The following is a 16,502-nucleotide window of genomic DNA, read 5'->3' on the forward strand; positions in this document are numbered from 1 at the left end:
TATTATATCACAGGTTGAAAATGACATTCAATATTATGGATTTATAGCTTCCGACTCTTCACTACTTGACAATGTTGATAATGAATTACCTGCAATTTCATCTTTTAAAGCCTGCTTAGCCTTATCCACTACCTCATCATCTAAATAGACATAAGGGCTTTTCCAATTTCCAGTAACAGGCATAAATTTCACATTGTCTTTAGATATGTTCCAATAGGTAGCGATCATATTCTTTAGTTGAGCTTGTTCCATGTCGATTTCCATATTCTCATCAACGGCATCAATCACTTTTCCAAGCTTAGTCACACCACTGAATGTTTGCATCTGGTCAATTAATGAATGAAGCACTTCATTTTGACGCTCATTACGACTGAAATCGTCAGACTCCTTCGTTCTAGGCTTACATCCTGAACTAGACTTACGATACCGAACATAACCCAATGCATCTTCTCCATCCAGCTTAGCAGGCCCCTCAGTGAGATCAATATCAGTGCCATCTGCATTATCTTTATAACACATATCCATACTGATATTAACATTTACACCACCAAGCGCATCCACAACATCACTAAACCCTTGGAAGTTAATGACCATCGCATAATCAATTGGAATATCCATGTACTTAGCAAACATAACCTTCATTTCATCCAGTGCAGGAATACCTGAGTCGCTTGCTACATCTAGAAAATTAGGATAATAAGCATTAGCCTTCCTAACTTTGTATCCATCTAAATCAATTCGAGTATCCCGTGGAATCGAGACTACTGTAGCTGACTTCGTCTCTGGATTAAATGCAGCAACCATCATGACATCTGTTAAATGTGTACCTGTTTTTGGACGATAATCAGTACCTAAAAGTAGCATAGTGACCGGTTTGATTTTCGCAGAAGCTTCAGGTGCTACCTGATTATCATTACCGGTATCTAGAATAGTATTATCTACCTTAAGTGCCATCGAACCTACATAAACTGCAACCGCTAAAATAGCCAAAATAATTACAATAAGTAAAAATTTCAAGAAAGATTTGAAGGGACTCTTTTTCTTCTTATGTTTCTTATTTTTACTCTTTACTACGTTTGGTTGTTTATTGACACCAGCACGTTTTCTTGGTGGTAGCTGAGTATTACTCGGACTCATATAAAACACCTATTTCATTATTTGGAGTTCAAAATATTCCCCATTATTTAAGTTATTACAAGTTCTTAGAGGATGTATCAGTTTTCTTCTTCTGTCTACCCTCTACAAAATAGCGAACACGTACTAAGAGCATCAATCCAACAGCAACTAATAAGCATTGGATGATGGGGAGCTTGTCATGTTGAAAAATGAGAAGCATCCCTGAACCTAAAGCCATCAAGATGTATAATATTATCTCCTTCAGTAAAGGCAACTTCTGATGCGCGCGAAATACTTTATTGTATACGTAAGTGATCAGTACGAAGATGACAATATAAGCAACCAAAGGATGCTCTGCAAACCATGACTGCATGTAGGTTCTACTCCTCTCATAATGGGGTTATAATTAATTAATTTTATGAATTTGAATTTGCCGTTTTACGATGTTTCTCTGCGCGTTCACGTTCACTCTTGTTCAAGATCTTCTTACGCATACGAATTGATTTAGGCGTAATCTCACATAGCTCATCATCGTTCAAGTATTCCAAAGCTTGTTCCATAGAGAAGATAATCGGAGTTTTCATTTTCACTGTTTCTTCTTTATTAGCAGAACGAATGTTATTTACAGCTTTTTCTTTACATACGTTTACGACGATATCATTATCACGAGTATGCTCACCCACAATCATACCTTCATAAATTTCTGTACCTGGTTCGATAAAGAGCGTTCCACGATCTTCGATACCCATCATAGCATACAATGTTGAGTTACCATTCTCACTTGAGATAAGGACACCTTGATGACGTCCACCAACTTGACCTGAAACGACAGGACCATAGCTATCAAAAGCATGGTTCATAACACCATAACCACGAGTTAATGTTAAGAAATGTGTACGGTAACCGATTAGTCCACGTGCTGGAATAAGGAATTCCAAACGCACATTTCCTGATCCTGTATTAACCATGTTAGTCATTTCAGCTTTACGTTGACCTAAGCTCTCCATGACCGCTCCCATGCTTTCTTCAGGAACATCGATTAACAAGCGTTCAATAGGTTCCATCTTCTTACCATCAATCTCTCTAACGATAACCGAAGGTTTAGATACCTGTAATTCATATCCTTCACGACGCATATTCTCAATTAGAATCGATAGGTGAAGTTCACCACGACCTGAAACTATGAAAGCCTCCGGAGTTTCTGTATCATCAACTCTTAGACTTACATCTGTTTCCAACTCTTTATATAGACGTTCACGTAATTTACGGGAAGTTACCCATTTACCTTCACGTCCAGCAAACGGGCTATTGTTAACAATAAATGTCATTTGCAATGTAGGCTCGTCAATTTTTAATACTGGCAATGCTTCAGGATTATTCGGATCTGCAATGGTTTCACCAATATTAATATCCTTAATACCAGCAATAGCAACAATATCTCCCGCTCCTGCTTCCTCAATCTCTAAACGTTTCAATCCTTGGAATCCGAACAACTTCTCTATACGAGCTGTTTTACTTTTTCCATCACGCATAATTACTGTTACGGATTGACCTTGTTTAATAATACCACGATTAATACGTCCAATCGCAATACGACCCAAGTATTCATTATAATCCATTAAGGTTACTAGGAATTGAAGTGGTTCGTCCATTTTTTCTGTTGGTGCTGGAATATGATCAAGAATAGTTTCATACAAAGCAAGCATATTATCATCTTGTTTTTCAGCTTCCAAACTTGATGTACCATTCAAAGCCGATGCATATACTACTGGGAAATTCAATTGGTCATCAGAAGCCCCAAGTTCAATAAATAAGTCTAATACTTCATCAATAACCTCAGCAGGACGTGCTGCTGGACGGTCAATTTTATTCACAACAACGATCGGTGTTAGATTTGATTCGAGTGCTTTACGCAATACGAATTTAGTCTGTGGCATACAACCTTCATAAGCATCAACTACCAACAAAACACCATCAACCATTTTCATTATACGTTCAACTTCTCCACCAAAGTCAGCATGGCCAGGAGTATCCATAATGTTAATAGTGAAATCTTTATACGTAATGGCTGTATTCTTAGCTAAGATAGTTATTCCACGTTCACGTTCTAAATCATTGGAATCCATTGCACGTTCTTGATGTTGTTCATTCTCACGAAAAATCCCCGATTGTTGTAGTAATTGATCGACTAGCGTCGTTTTACCGTGGTCAACGTGGGCAATAATTGCTATATTTCTAATCTGTTCTCTTGATTGCATGGTTAATATCCATATCCCTTCATTCTTAAGTCTCTACACTCTTTGCAACGTGTCTCACAAAAGAAGCGTCTGGCGATAATGCCGACGCTTCATCATATCTTTTATATTATAATTATTTTTCTGAAATAATCAAGTTTTTTCCTTGAAAAAGATTCATTTTTTTACATCCAATGCTTACCACTTGCTCTTATTCCCTCTTCTGCCCCAGATTAACCAAGCACCACATCCAATAAGTATCAAAGCCAATATATATGTTCCACCTGTTCTAAAAAGACTGAAGAAAAAAAGAACCACAGAGAGTAACCCCAGACTAATTGCTACCCATAAAAGGGTATCTGATCGTAAATTCTCATATAAGTAATATTCATACAAGCCTATAGCGATACCGAGAACTAAGCCAGGCCATATATGCGCCATCAATCCCCATCCCCAAATATTGCAGATCGTGAATAGCAATCCCCACACGGTTAATATTCCAGCTGGAATTAAAAAGATAGGTTCACTTCGTCGAGAAAAATACAATACATGTAAAGCCAAACCTGCAATAAGTATAACTAATGGCCAGAGAAAGCGCCCAATGAAGCCAAATACACCTAAATTACCTAACAATATTACTAATCCAGCTACGATAATTAACAAACCCAGTTTCATATCTTTTTTTGAAGACATACGTACACCCTCTTTTCTTATGATATGCGCATTCATGTCTGATTTCGGTTAAACATATTTTCATGATTATTGTATATGATTTCCAACATAAAAACCATATCTGTTCATGCACAAAGAAACCTAGCGGTTAATCCACCGTCAGGTTCCTCTCTTTAGAATTATTTATCGATCATTATTTCCCTATAAAAAGGCTACACTCGATGTATCCTTAATTTTCTATAGCCCCCAGCAAGGATAACAACGATAGCTAAGCCTATTGGTAAGATCGAATGACCATCAGGCCAGACCACTCCAATATACCCACCTAAGCTAGCGTCCTGTAGAATCATTTCACCCGCGGTGTATCCTAATATTCCAGCACCGAAATAAACAAGAATTGGGAATCGTTGAAGCCAATTCACAATAATCGTACTGCCGTAAATCACAATAGGTATACTAATGGCTATTCCAATTACGATTAAAGCAAGATCTCCATTGGCGAGCCCTGCTATGGCTAGTACATTATCAAGACTCATAATAAAATCTGCTACGAGAATTGTCCGTATCGCTTTTGATATTGTTGGTATTTCGCCTATCCGTATCTCATCCTTCTCTTCGGACAATAAATGAAACGCTATCCACAGTAACAATATCCCTCCTACAGCTTGCAAATAAGGGATTTGCAGCATCAATACTGCAACGAAAGTAAGAAGACATCTTAGGACAACGGCTGCCATAGCCCCCCACCACACTGTTTTCTTCCGCTGAGCAGGGGGAAGATCCTTGCTTGCTAAAGCAATAACAACAGCATTATCACCGCTCAAGACTAAATTAATGATCATAATTTCCAACAGTACCCACAAATGCTCCATCGTACAACCCCCTCCATTCATACATTTATGAATGAAATGGAGCTTGTATGCTTAACCCAACATTATTTAATTACTCTTCATACCATTTTTCGTTAGAACCAATCCTCTTGAATTAGTTTCTCAGTAGATAACCTTCCTCCATTAGTAGGAGTTAGAACCACTGTCTCAGTTCTTTCTACAGCATCCTGAAGTAATTCTGGAAGCTTGACAATTGATTGTTCTAATCGTTCTACAATACGAAGGTTGGGATTAGTAGCTGGTGAATCTGCAACGAATAATGTACAGCAATCTTCATAAGGTTGAATAGAAAGTTCATATGTTCCGATATCTCTGGAAATCTGAATGATTTCATTCTTATCCATCATGATTAAAGGTCTCAGTATAGGAAGATCTGTTGCACGACCTACAACATTCAAGCTAGGCAGTGTTTGGCTGGCTACTTGACCCAGACTATCTCCTGTTACAATCGCTAATGCCCCTTCTCTCTCGGCAAGCGTCGTTGCAATTCGTAACATTGCTCTACGCATTAGAGTGATGATTAATTTATCCTGGCCCATTCCTGTGAACGAAGTTTGTGTTTCTGTAAAAGGAACAAAATGAAGTTTGATTTCTCCTGCGTAACCAGACAAAACTCTTGCAAGATCCTCAACCTTATCTTTTGCCAATTGACTCGTAAATGGATAACTATAGAAGTGAACACATTCAATCGTAAGTCCTTTACGCATAGAACTCCAAGCTGCGACAGGGCTATCAATTCCGCCGGATAACAAAAGCATCGCTTTACCGTTACTTCCCCGAGGGAAGCCACCTACAGCAGGAATAACCACGTAGAAAATATATGTTTCTGTCTCTCTGATTTCTACGCGTAGCTCAAGTTCAGGATGGTTCATCATTACGTTAAGCATTTGAAATTCCTTTAATAAGTGCGAACCCACGAGATGGTTCATTTCATGTGAAGAATGAGGGAACTTTTTCCAAACACGTCGAGCACTCACTTTAAAAGTAGTGTCATTTTGTATATTCATATCTTGCAAATATTGATGACTTGTCCGAAGTATATCTTCTAAATCAGATTTACATACAATGACTGGGCTAATGGATGCGATACCAAATACTTTCTTTAATGCTTGTATTGCTTCAGATGCTGGTTCACCATTCAGATAAACGTAGATTCTGCCGAATTCATTCCTTAGTTGTACAAGTGGGAATGGTGATAGTACAGATTTCACATGAAGAAATATTGATTTCTCAAATCTTCTGCGATTTTTCCCTTTTAATATTAATTCTCCGAATCGTAATAATAACATATCATAGGTCATCATTTACCCATCCTTCCTCTTTGAAGTGGCTCTAGTTGCTCAACTGAAATACGAAGAGCTTGCTGTAATAATCTCAGTTCATCTTCCGTATGCATGTCACCCATACTAATTCGAATTCCACTTGATGCTTCTTCTATACTCAATCCCATCGAAAGTAATACACGACTTGGTTCAGACTGTTTGGAAGAACAAGCCGATCTAGTTGACACAAGAATTCCTTGTTCCTCTAGCGTATGCAATAACACTTCTGACTTCATACCAGGGTATGAGAAATGAACAATATGTGGTGCCGACCCATCATGACTATGCAACTTCAATCCTTTAATCTCTTGAATGGTCGTATGAATTTGATCTCGCATAGTTGAAACATTGCTGTTGAAGGACTCTTGTTGCTCGCTTGCCTTCCGCATTGCTTTTGCCAGCGCAACGATAAGAGGTACATTCTCCGTACCAGCACGCAACCCAGATTCCTGTGCCCCGCCTGTTAGGATCGGGGTTAACTTCAACCCTTCTCGAACATATAGTAGACCTATCCCCTTCGGCCCACGAAATTTGTGAGCAGATAACGTATACAGGTCAACTTGCCATTTTGTTAAATCAACAGGTAGTTTTCCAAAGCCTTGTACACCATCGACATGGAATATAGTTCTTGGATTACATCGTTTGATCATATCTCCAATTGCCTCTATTGGTTGGATGGCACCTATTTCATTATTCACATGCATGATACTAACGAGGACTGTATCTTTTCTTATAGCCTCTCTTATGGACGCTGGATCTACACATCCTTGAGAATCAACGGGAAGAAAGGTGACCTCAAAACCCCATTGTTGCAATTGCTGGAAACTTTCATAAACAGATGCATGTTCAATTTGTGTGGTGATCAAATGTTTTCCACGATTCATATATTGTAGCGTAGCACCTTTTATAGCTAGATTATTCCCTTCAGTCGCACCAGAAGTAAATATAATCTCTGATGGCTTAACATCCAGTGCTCTGCTACAAACCTCACGGGCATGCTTGATCAACCTCGAAGAGTCCTCACCCCACTGATGCATAGAGGATGGATTTCCATAGTGCTGTTCCATCACTTCTGCTATCGTCCGTATGACATCTTCATAGGGAGGTGTGCTTGCTGCATGATCCCAATAGAACATAGTGGGATTCTCCTTTCTTTTCTGCAACACAAAAAGATCAGTTATCGGAGAGGGTGCCAATCAAATTCTGATTCTTCACCCGATGCCTCCTCCATGTGATCTCTTAATGAAACATATGTAGTTGTCTATTATAATTCGAATTTCGAACGAGCATTCTGTACTTTAGTAATATAATTTCTAGTTTCTGACGGGAGTAGATTCAAATTATTCATTAACTCTTCATCGTTGGATATTCCAAGGCGTTGAACTCTTCCTGGACCTGCATTGTAGGCAGCAAGTGCTAAATTCACTTCCCCATCAAAACGTTTCAATTGTTGTGATAGGTATCTCGTACCTGCATCAATATTTTCCGCTGGATTAAATGAATTTTGAACTCCTAATCCTTCGGCCGTTCCATCCATTAATTGCATTAATCCTTTAGCTCCTGCAGAGGATACAACTTGGGGATTAAACGAAGATTCTGTATCTATAACCGCTTTGATTAACGATTCCGCTATCCCATATTTATGACTTGCCTGTTGAATCAAATCATTATATTCTGTTGGTGATGATTTCCCAGTTATATCCATCTTTACCTCAGAGACATTCAGATGATTCTCACTCACATCTCCAAGCTGTTGCCATAGAAGACCATCACTCCAAGTAACTCCAGCATTTAATGATACAACTTCATTATCAGACGTCAATTCAGAAGTAGTCATGATCTGATTCAACAATACATCGAAATCAGAACCCCCACTTTGCGAATTAATAATATCTTGTAGAAGTTCATTTTTATCCTGGACAGTGGCATTTTGTTGTAGATTCATCAACTGTTTAGCCGTTACTGTATCGATCTGCATTACTTTATCCCAACTTCCATCATAATATGCTTTTTCTATTTTATCATGAGAGCGGTTCATATGCTACCTCCTTCAGTAAAAAAAGCGAATTTCCGTACCTCATGTCGAGGCTTGGAAAATTCGCTTAGTGTTACTTATTAGAGCTTGTTTTTGATTATCTACCAAAAGGTGCAAGCAACAAATAACTAAGTGTGGCTAAAATTCCTAGCCCCATAGCCCAACCACCTGTCACTTTTTTGCCTTGAGAAAAAGCATAAAAACCAATAATCGCTGCAACCGGACCAAGAACAATAGACCACATAAATAAAGACACTACACCAAAAGCTAGACCTACATATCCTGCTACTTGCCCAGTTCTGTTATCTAATTCATCAACATCTGCATCTTCACTTTTACTAAGTTCCTTATTGTTATTACGTACATGGACAGGGGTTGATGCAATCTCTGCTGCATACTCCTCCTTATCACGATGAGCTAAGCGTGGATAATCGGCACGTTTATACAAATTTTCATGGAGTGAATTCTTTTTACGATTAGTATCCATTGGATCAACCTGAGACCCTGTATCATCTTTATGATCTGTCATACCAACACCTCCTGCTAGATTAAAAAAAGGGAATTAATTAGACATTAAATAAACTTTACTTAGGTTTAAATGTTAAGCAACAAGTCGCCGATGATGTTTGAGCCTGATCTCGATGATTACCATGATATGGCTCATCCCCAAATTCTTCATTCAGATTAGCAGTAGCATGGGAATCAATTTCAATCATTATTTTCTCTGCACGACAAATGTTCTTTTCTCCCCAGTAGTTGCAATTACTCACACTGCATTTAACTAATGTTTTGGGCTCATTGTTCATTAATATCACCTCTTCTTCATTGTCTCCGACAGGCTAACCTAATATGCTGAAAAGCAGTTGTAAGTTGATGTCAACACACAAGAAATAATCCAAAAATGACTCTCTTCACCCAATAAAATAAAAAAGACCATCCACTCCTATAAAGGAGAAGACAGCCGCTATACAAATCATAATTGATTATAATATTTCACACTAATTATTTTGGCTTTGCATCCTACGTTCTGTTAAGTAGTCACTTTCGTAATATGTAAGATCATCCCTCAGCTCTTCATACACTTTTGTGATGTCTAGAATAATGTCACGCGCCTCACGAACAATTTTCTTGCGGAAACGAATAGCATCTTGCCCTGTATAGGCATACCGACCATCTTCAGAATAACTTTCATTCTTAGGATAAAAGTAGTTGTTGATACAATGATGGTAAACATTATAAAGTGCTTTCTCAGCAAATGTAATATCAAAATTAGCACGACGTAATACAATACCCAATTTTTCATATGAGACTTCAGAGAATACAAGTAAGTGGCGTAGATCAGAGAGAAATCCTTTGTAGAATAATATCATTTCATCATCTTGTTGCTCAGCAATTAACTGTGGCAATGTGTATTGATTCAAAAATATCTCTGTTCTTTCAATAGCTGTCTTTAATTTCCCTCTTGTGTTCTCACACAATTTTTGAATATTGGCTGCTGACATAATTGTAAGCTCCCCCTTATAGTCCCTAGGTCAAATGATAAAATCAAGAAAACTAAAGTATCGTTTTTCCTTGTATTATCCTATCATATATTACTTTGAAACGGTATCCCTTTTACCTTCAATTTATACTTCAAAATGTTAGTTTATTTTGATGATTCCGAATAAAAACAGAGCATCTAACTAACGATAATAATGAGATCAGATTGTTATTGGAGGTGTATATATGTCCCGACGAGCATGGACAATTGCAGGGATCGTTGTAATTGCAGGAATGGTAATCACACTTGTGAATGTACCTCGTTCAGATACAGAGTTAAGTTCGTTAAGTTCACGTTCAAATTCAACCGCAAATCAAGCTGCAAACCATTCAATAGCAAGTTCTCAACAAGAAAATACAATGAAACATCAGATGTTGAGTCATGACATTTCATCCACAGATACTTTAACGCGTATGGATGCGAAAGAGCATCTGACAACTATGGCAGGACAATTTAACAATACCAATCAGAAGCAAATAAATGCTTACATTCAAGAATTACAAAAAACTCATCCCCATATTCAAATGTTAACTTGGATTGATTTATCTAAACCGAATTCCACTCCCAACCGAGGAAAAAGTTTAACTTGGGACACAAACAAAAATAAACAATTTAATAACTATTACGAGAAAGCAAAAAGCCATATACGTAATAACCGATCCTACGAGTCTCCGTCATTCCTAGTGAAAGATATCCAATATTTCATTATGGCTGAACCTTCCACTAGCAAAAACAAAGGGATCATTGCGTTATTTAGTCAACAAGTTCTAAGCGAGGTTACCAATCATCAGAAACGTAACTTAAGATTAATACCCTATCCTAAAGAAGGGAACTATCGGATCGAATCTGTCGATACCAATACACTACGTGATATTACAGTTAAGACCGGCCATGATAATGAAAAAGCAAGTCATTATTATGAGAATGAGATCGTTGTTCATTTCCGAGAATCAATCTCAGATAAAGAACTAATGCAGATTTCCAAGGAGGTCCATTCGAAGTGGGTACGAAAAATGGGATATGCCTATGTTTTTCATGCTGATGATATGAATTATTCACAATTAAAAACGTACTTCACAAAAAAATACAAACCTAATTACGTTGAACCCCATTATCTTTATTTAACAAATGAAGTACGAGATAAGAACACTTCTAATTCACCAATTGTTCCTAATGATTTACTGTTCTCTACGTATCAATGGAATCTTCCTGCAATTGAAACCAGTAAAGGGTGGGATTTATCTAAAGGGAGTAATGATGTCATCATTGCCATTATTGACACTGGTGCCGACATTAACCACCCTGATTTGAAAGCAAATTTAGTCGATGGGTATAACGTTATTGATCCGTCCAAACAACCCATTGATGACGTAGGACATGGTACACATGTTGCTGGAATTATTGGCGCAGTAGTTAACAACAAAGAAGGCGTCGCCGGAATTAGCTGGTACAATAAAGTAATGCCTGTTAAAGCACTCGATAGCTCTGGTGCAGGTACAACATACGCTGTAGCAGAAGGAATCATCTGGGCTGCTGATCATGGAGCCAAGGTTATGAACATGAGCTTAGGTAATTACGCTGACTCTACATTCCTCCATGATGCGATCAAATACGCCTATGACCGGGACGTTGTTATTATCGCTGCAACTGGGAATGACAATACGGAACGTCCTGGATACCCAGCTGCCTATCCTGAAGTGTTCGCTGTTTCAGCGACAGACTCCGATATGAATCTTGCTTCATTCTCTAATTATGGAGATTATGTTGATGTCGTAGCACCTGGAGCAAGTATTGCAAGCACCTATATGGGCAATCAATACGCTGCTCTATCTGGAACTTCCATGGCTAGCCCCCATGTTGCTGCATTAGCAGGGCTCATCCGATCTAGGAACCCTAATCTTAACAATGAAGAAGTCATGAAATTGATGCGTGAAAATGTTGTAGATTTAGGCGATCAAGGAAAAGATATTTATTTTGGATATGGACAAATCGATATATATCAAGCATTAAATGCAGCAGGAAATGGTTCATCTCCACTTCAGTTTTGGCCACAACATGTTCGTAATCAGATGCAGTCTGTGATTAAGAAACATCAATCCATTAAGTAAAAATAAAAATGGTGTTATTCCTCAGTCATAAACTGATAGAATAACACCATTGAATTTAAATCATATAAGTTGTAGTTATGAAAGTTTGCCGTAAGCCGGGTCCTGTGTTCTTCGTGGTACATACGGGAACTACCCTCCCACTCTAAACGACAATCATCTATCTAGGCCGAACATTGCTGAGCGGCTCAAGCGACCAACCTAAACGCACCTCGGGCTAAGGTTGCTTATCTTTATAGAGAAGCTGCGTTCCATTAGGTCTTGCTCCAAGTGGGGTTTACCAGGAACGAAGTCACCAGCGTTCCTCGGGGTCTCTTACACCTCGGTTCCATCCTTGCCTGTGCTGCTTACACAGCCATCGGCGGTCCATTTCTGTGGCACTATCCTTCAACTCGCGCTGACTGGACGTTATCCAGCACCCTGCCCTATGGAGCCCGGACTTTCCTCTCGTGATGCCTTAAGCATCACCAGCGATTGTCTGTCAAACTTTCGGGACAACACTTGATAGTATACAGCGAATTAGCTGAGGTTACAACCCTAACTCATTTACAACTTTGGGAAATTTCAGTATTACATAAATTGAAATGGCTCTGTATTCACTTCAGACACATGTACTTTCGTCTCTACTTTTGCCTTTTGTAGCTTATCCCTCATCCAATCTGCGACTTTAGCTTTCATTATTTTCTCCGCGTTATGCCCTGGATCAATAATTGCAATACCAGCCATTAATGCATCCTGTGCTGTATGATAGTCAATATCTCCTGTAACGAGGACATCTGCACCACGATATATAGATGGTGATACATATCTACTTCCAGATCCTCCAAGGACAGCCGCTTTACGAATCGTACGATTCAGATCACCTACTACTCTCACATGATCCACTTGAAGATTCTTCTTAACAACCTCTACGAACTCAGACAACAGCATAGGTTTGTTCAACTTACCTACACGACCAAGTCCTAGAGTTCTACCTTTTAGATTCATTGCATATAGGTCATAAGCAACTTCCTCATACGGATGAGCTTTCAACATAACCTGTATGACTTTACTCCGGATTCCCTGAGGAACAATCGTCTCAATCCGTATTTCTTCCACTCGTTCAATTTCCCCTAGTTTGCCGATAAAGGGTTCCGTACCCTCTAACGGCATAAAGGTTCCATATCCTTCAATATTAAAGCTGCAATGACTGTAGTCTCCGATCATACCTGCCCCTGCACCAAGAATAGCATCTAGAACTTGTTGATGATGAGTCTTAGGCACGAATACGACCAATTTAGATAACTCCTCGGTATGAAGATCTTCTAGAGGAGATCCATTCTCAATACCCAGTGCTTCAGCCATCCAATCATTCATACCACCTTCTGTTACATCCAGATTGGTGTGGCTGATATAGACCGCTATGTCATGCTTGATTAACTTCTCATATAATTTGCCCATAGGCGTATCTGTCTGTAATTGCTTCAAGGGTCTAAAAATAATGGCATGATGCGCAATGATCAGATCGACTTGGAGCTTAATCGCTTCCTCAATCACATCATCATTTATATCTAATGCAATGAGAACATTGTGAATTTCCTTCTGCAACGTTCCCAGCTGGAGTCCAATTTTGTCATCAGGCATAGCTACATGCTTGGGGGCTAATTGTTCCATGTATTGTATTACAGTTTGTCCTTTTGCAAACATGAGAGTACCTCCTTAATCTGCCGAATTTCTTGTGTAATAACTTCAGATTTCACCTCAGCCGAGGGTAAGGATGAAGTTGCTAAAGATTTCAATACTCGATCCAATTTATCAAGCTCTGACATCCATTTTGCTATAAAGATTGGATTATTTCCCTTTAACAACCATGGTCCCAATCGGATCATCATATCTTGATCAACCTTCACTGACCCCTTACTATTGTTCAAGAAATACTCTTTATATACGTCATCATTAGAGAGTAGCGTTTCTCCATTATTCTTGGGGACAGCCGTTAATATTTCATAGACTTTACGATCCTCTTCCATAATGTGCTCCGAAATTAATATCCAACGGTTATCTAATAACCAACGTCGAACTAGATCTTCCCCTACATTGGGTTGTAACACTAGCATCTTAACCCCTTGAAGCTTAGATATCCCTTGTTCCAATATACTGGAGATCAGTCCACCACCCATCCCGGCAATTGTGATTACATCCACTTCACCGGGTTCTATAACATTGAGCCCATCACCAAGTCTTACAGAAATCTTATCGATTAGTCCAGCTGACGCCACTTGTTTAGCAGCTGCATCCCGTGGCCCAGGATTAACTTCTCCAGCTATTGCACTTAACACCTTTCCCTTTTGAACTGCTGCTACCGGCAACATAGCGTGATCCGACCCTATATCTGCCATCGTACTTCCATCTGGAATTTGCTCCATAATATACTGCAATCTTTTTGATAATTTCATGACGACACCCACACAATCCATTTTTTTCTAAATATAAACAACAGGAACAAAGCGACAGCGAGTTTAAATACACAAAGTAATACTATATCAGATGGCATTTGATGCCTCAGTAGAATAAGGTCAATTTCAGGCATAAACCAAATACTCAATCCTACACTGAAATATACTTGTGATAACATCTTCTTATATTTATGTAACAACCCGCTTAACCCTATGAACAGTAAGACAAGTGGAATCCATAATGCTTGCAACTCCCCCCATGAAATAGCTGGAAGCTGCCGAACGAAGACCACGGCATACAGTAGAAGCCATCCACCTATACCACAATAATGTAGTATCCCTATTCTTAAAATATACCCTATTAAGAGCCATATCAACCCACAAGAAGTAACCAACACCATTGACCATAATTCCTCATACATAGAGTGAAGAGCTATTATCCATACGCCAAGAACAAGCATCAACAGACTTCCAGCTCCAGCTAGTATCAGACTGATCATTCGAGATCTATTGTTATATATACCTGCGAATAAGTAACAAACTACGACCATAATCACCAAGGTTGCTATTTGCAATGATAAGGAAAAAGAGCTAAAATAAAAACCAATAAAACAAATGAAGGAAATAATTCCAAAAGCAAGAAACCAAGGTTTGCTATTTCCATTTCGCAATGTTGCCAACGTTAATGAGTGTGATTTCATATTCTTTGGTTCTTGATATAAATTACTAAGAAAGTCACAATATTGGTCTGGTAAAAGTCGACTTTGACGCCAATGCTCGATCTCATCTATTATGATCTTTTTTCTTTCTTGCTTCATAGACTTGCCCCGTTTCTGACCAGTAAATACATGAAACACTATTACTTCCAACGAAGTATAGGAATAGCTTTAGAATGTTTCCACATGGTGTTAGACAAGGATCTCGTAAAAAAAGGACCTTGCTGAGCCAAATAAGCTACAGAAGGTCCAATCAACCGTTTTATTCCAGAAAGTCCTTCAGCCTTTTACTACGACTTGGATGGCGTAATTTACGAAGTGCCTTGGCTTCGATCTGACGAATCCGTTCACGAGTTACACCGAAAACTTTACCAACTTCTTCGAGTGTTCTTGTTCTACCATCGTCCAGGCCGAAACGCAACCGTAGGACATTCTCTTCCCGCTCTGTTAGAGTGTCTAGCACATCTTCTAATTGCTCTTTGAGAAGTTCATACGCAGCAGCATCGGCAGGCGCCAAAGCTTCCTGATCCTCTATGAAATCTCCAAGGTGAGAATCGTCTTCTTCACCAATCGGTGTTTCAAGGGAAACCGGCTCTTGAGCAATCTTCATAATCTCACGAACCTTCTCAACACTTAATTCCATTTCAGCTGCAATTTCTTCTGGAGCTGGTTCACGTCCTAATTCTTGCAACAGTTGACGAGATACACGAATCAGTTTGTTAATGGTTTCCACCATATGAACTGGAATACGAATCGTCCGCGCTTGGTCAGCAATCGCGCGTGTAATAGCCTGGCGTATCCACCAAGTAGCATAAGTACTAAATTTAAAACCCTTTCCGTGATCGAACTTCTCTACGGCTTTGATAAGTCCCATGTTTCCTTCTTGAATCAAATCAAGAAAGAGCATCCCCCGTCCAACATACCGCTTCGCTATACTGACTACAAGCCGCAGGTTAGCTTCTGCTAGACGTCTCTTAGCTTCTTCATCACCGTTCTCAATACGTTTAGCTAATTGGACTTCATCTTCAGCTGACAATAACTGAACACGTCCAATTTCCTTTAAGTACATGCGAACTGGATCATTGATCTTAATCCCCGGAGGTAACGATAGATCATCTACAAAGTGAATTTCTTCCCCATGTTGTTCTTCAGAGTCATCATTAGGACGTAAACTATTTGATTCCTCTTCATCATTCTCATTAACCACTTCAATCTCTAGATCACTCAAATGTTCATAGAATTCTTCCATTTGCTCCGGATCTTGGTCAAAGGGTGATAATTTCTCCATAATCTCTTTCATATTCAACGTCGATCTTTTTTTACCTTGTTCAACCAATTGATCTTTTACTTGATCAAGTGTCAATTCTGTCTCTATTTCAGTACGTTGATCATTCGCCATAATTCGACTCCCTCCTCCCTAGAAACAATCAAACCATA

16 protein-coding genes and 1 other RNA gene are annotated in these 16,502 nt (G+C 39.0%); 1 reads left to right on the forward strand and 16 read right to left on the reverse strand.

Annotation, left to right across the window (positions count from 1 at the left end; all coding sequences use genetic code 11):
* Nucleotides 1–33 precede the first annotated feature (33 nt).
* The 11 genes from LPB68_RS05350 to LPB68_RS05400 all read right to left on the reverse strand — a co-directional run bounded on the left by LPB68_RS05350 (nucleotide 34) and on the right by LPB68_RS05400 (nucleotide 9,771).
* Nucleotides 34–1,137: an LCP family protein gene (locus LPB68_RS05350; protein WP_068659477.1), complete on the reverse strand. Its 1,104-nt coding sequence runs from the start codon at nucleotides 1,135–1,137 to the stop codon at nucleotides 34–36.
* A 55-nt stretch (nucleotides 1,138–1,192) separates the two neighbouring features.
* Nucleotides 1,193–1,489 (reverse strand): YlaH-like family protein, encoded by a 297-nt coding sequence (locus LPB68_RS05355; RefSeq protein ID WP_068659476.1) that lies wholly within the window; start codon nucleotides 1,487–1,489, stop codon nucleotides 1,193–1,195.
* Nucleotides 1,490–1,532: 43 nt separating this feature from the next.
* Complete coding sequence (gene typA, locus LPB68_RS05360; protein WP_068659475.1) at nucleotides 1,533–3,374, reverse strand: translational GTPase TypA; 1,842 nt, start codon at nucleotides 3,372–3,374, stop codon at nucleotides 1,533–1,535.
* A gap of 174 nt (nucleotides 3,375–3,548) precedes the next feature.
* On the reverse strand, nucleotides 3,549–4,043 hold the full coding sequence (locus LPB68_RS05365; RefSeq protein ID WP_068659474.1) for a hypothetical protein: 495 nt from the start codon (nucleotides 4,041–4,043) through the stop codon (nucleotides 3,549–3,551).
* 191 nt (nucleotides 4,044–4,234) lie between these two features.
* A complete protein-coding gene (locus tag LPB68_RS05370) occupies nucleotides 4,235–4,894 on the reverse strand; it encodes a TerC family protein (protein ID WP_068659468.1) in 660 nt (219 codons plus the stop codon).
* Nucleotides 4,895–4,986: 92 nt separating this feature from the next.
* The gene (thiI, locus tag LPB68_RS05375; protein WP_068659839.1) at nucleotides 4,987–6,213 is read right to left on the reverse strand and encodes a tRNA uracil 4-sulfurtransferase ThiI; all 1,227 of its coding nucleotides are present in this window, start codon (nucleotides 6,211–6,213) and stop codon (nucleotides 4,987–4,989) included.
* On the reverse strand, nucleotides 6,213–7,370 hold the full coding sequence (locus tag LPB68_RS05380) for a cysteine desulfurase family protein (protein WP_068659466.1): 1,158 nt from the start codon (nucleotides 7,368–7,370) through the stop codon (nucleotides 6,213–6,215). Before LPB68_RS05380 ends, thiI begins: the two co-directional genes overlap by 1 nt.
* A 128-nt stretch (nucleotides 7,371–7,498) precedes the next feature.
* Complete coding sequence (locus LPB68_RS05385; RefSeq protein WP_068659837.1) at nucleotides 7,499–8,212, reverse strand: lytic transglycosylase domain-containing protein; 714 nt, start codon at nucleotides 8,210–8,212, stop codon at nucleotides 7,499–7,501.
* A gap of 154 nt (nucleotides 8,213–8,366) precedes the next feature.
* Entirely contained in the window at nucleotides 8,367–8,798 is a 432-nt protein-coding gene (locus LPB68_RS05390) for a protein-disulfide reductase DsbD (RefSeq protein WP_232510256.1), read from the reverse strand.
* Between the two features lie 55 nt (nucleotides 8,799–8,853).
* Nucleotides 8,854–9,075: a DUF1540 domain-containing protein gene (locus tag LPB68_RS05395; protein ID WP_068659463.1), complete on the reverse strand. Its 222-nt coding sequence runs from the start codon at nucleotides 9,073–9,075 to the stop codon at nucleotides 8,854–8,856.
* Nucleotides 9,076–9,267: 192 nt separating this feature from the next.
* Nucleotides 9,268–9,771 carry a YpuI family protein gene (locus tag LPB68_RS05400; protein WP_068659461.1) on the reverse strand — a complete coding sequence of 168 codons (504 nt, stop codon included), beginning with the start codon at nucleotides 9,769–9,771 and terminating at the stop codon, nucleotides 9,268–9,270.
* A gap of 223 nt (nucleotides 9,772–9,994) precedes the next feature.
* Between LPB68_RS05400 and LPB68_RS05405 the strand changes: the two genes are divergently transcribed.
* Complete coding sequence (locus tag LPB68_RS05405; protein ID WP_068659460.1) at nucleotides 9,995–11,917, forward strand: S8 family peptidase; 1,923 nt, start codon at nucleotides 9,995–9,997, stop codon at nucleotides 11,915–11,917.
* 76 nt (nucleotides 11,918–11,993) lie between these two features.
* Here the strand turns inward: LPB68_RS05405 and rnpB are convergent.
* The 5 genes from rnpB to rpoD all read right to left on the reverse strand — a co-directional run bounded on the left by rnpB (nucleotide 11,994) and on the right by rpoD (nucleotide 16,464).
* Nucleotides 11,994–12,404: RNase P RNA component class A (rnpB, locus tag LPB68_RS05410), an RNA gene on the reverse strand.
* Between the two features lie 80 nt (nucleotides 12,405–12,484).
* A complete protein-coding gene (locus tag LPB68_RS05415) occupies nucleotides 12,485–13,600 on the reverse strand; it encodes a Nif3-like dinuclear metal center hexameric protein (protein WP_068659459.1) in 1,116 nt (371 codons plus the stop codon).
* A complete protein-coding gene (locus LPB68_RS05420; RefSeq protein WP_068659456.1) occupies nucleotides 13,576–14,349 on the reverse strand; it encodes a tRNA (adenine(22)-N(1))-methyltransferase in 774 nt (257 codons plus the stop codon). The genes LPB68_RS05415 and LPB68_RS05420 overlap by 25 nt, the downstream gene beginning before the upstream one ends.
* Nucleotides 14,346–15,167, reverse strand: coding sequence for a hypothetical protein (locus tag LPB68_RS05425; protein WP_068659834.1), 822 nt, complete (start codon nucleotides 15,165–15,167; stop codon nucleotides 14,346–14,348). The genes LPB68_RS05420 and LPB68_RS05425 overlap by 4 nt, the downstream gene beginning before the upstream one ends.
* 160 nt (nucleotides 15,168–15,327) lie before the next feature.
* On the reverse strand, nucleotides 15,328–16,464 hold the full coding sequence (gene rpoD / locus LPB68_RS05430; protein WP_068659455.1) for an RNA polymerase sigma factor RpoD: 1,137 nt from the start codon (nucleotides 16,462–16,464) through the stop codon (nucleotides 15,328–15,330).
* Between the last annotated feature and the right edge of the window lie 38 nt (nucleotides 16,465–16,502).

Origin of the sequence: Paenibacillus crassostreae (assembly GCF_001857945.1) — a bacterium.
GTDB classification, from domain to species: domain Bacteria; phylum Bacillota; class Bacilli; order Paenibacillales; family Paenibacillaceae; genus Paenibacillus_AQ; species Paenibacillus_AQ crassostreae.

What these genes read in the sequence shown, in the direction of transcription:
- rpoD (WP_068659455.1), bottom strand. Translation starts at nt 16,464, where the DNA reads ATGGCGAATGATCAACGTACTGAAATAGAGACAGAATTGACACTTGAT.
- LPB68_RS05365 (WP_068659474.1), bottom strand. Translation starts at nt 4,043, where the DNA reads ATGTCTTCAAAAAAAGATATGAAACTGGGTTTGTTAATTATCGTAGCT.
- LPB68_RS05405 (WP_068659460.1), top strand. Translation starts at nt 9,995, where the DNA reads ATGTCCCGACGAGCATGGACAATTGCAGGGATCGTTGTAATTGCAGGA.
- LPB68_RS05350 (WP_068659477.1), bottom strand. Translation starts at nt 1,137, where the DNA reads ATGAGTCCGAGTAATACTCAGCTACCACCAAGAAAACGTGCTGGTGTC.
- LPB68_RS05390 (WP_232510256.1), bottom strand. Translation starts at nt 8,798, where the DNA reads ATGACAGATCATAAAGATGATACAGGGTCTCAGGTTGATCCAATGGAT.
- LPB68_RS05400 (WP_068659461.1), bottom strand. Translation starts at nt 9,771, where the DNA reads ATGTCAGCAGCCAATATTCAAAAATTGTGTGAGAACACAAGAGGGAAA.
- LPB68_RS05370 (WP_068659468.1), bottom strand. Translation starts at nt 4,894, where the DNA reads ATGGAGCATTTGTGGGTACTGTTGGAAATTATGATCATTAATTTAGTC.
- LPB68_RS05415 (WP_068659459.1), bottom strand. Translation starts at nt 13,600, where the DNA reads ATGTTTGCAAAAGGACAAACTGTAATACAATACATGGAACAATTAGCC.
- LPB68_RS05355 (WP_068659476.1), bottom strand. Translation starts at nt 1,489, where the DNA reads ATGCAGTCATGGTTTGCAGAGCATCCTTTGGTTGCTTATATTGTCATC.
- LPB68_RS05395 (WP_068659463.1), bottom strand. Translation starts at nt 9,075, where the DNA reads ATGAACAATGAGCCCAAAACATTAGTTAAATGCAGTGTGAGTAATTGC.
- thiI (WP_068659839.1), bottom strand. Translation starts at nt 6,213, where the DNA reads ATGACCTATGATATGTTATTATTACGATTCGGAGAATTAATATTAAAA.
- LPB68_RS05420 (WP_068659456.1), bottom strand. Translation starts at nt 14,349, where the DNA reads ATGAAATTATCAAAAAGATTGCAGTATATTATGGAGCAAATTCCAGAT.
- LPB68_RS05385 (WP_068659837.1), bottom strand. Translation starts at nt 8,212, where the DNA reads ATGCAGATCGATACAGTAACGGCTAAACAGTTGATGAATCTACAACAA.
- LPB68_RS05425 (WP_068659834.1), bottom strand. Translation starts at nt 15,167, where the DNA reads ATGAAGCAAGAAAGAAAAAAGATCATAATAGATGAGATCGAGCATTGG.
- LPB68_RS05380 (WP_068659466.1), bottom strand. Translation starts at nt 7,370, where the DNA reads ATGTTCTATTGGGATCATGCAGCAAGCACACCTCCCTATGAAGATGTC.
- typA (WP_068659475.1), bottom strand. Translation starts at nt 3,374, where the DNA reads ATGCAATCAAGAGAACAGATTAGAAATATAGCAATTATTGCCCACGTT.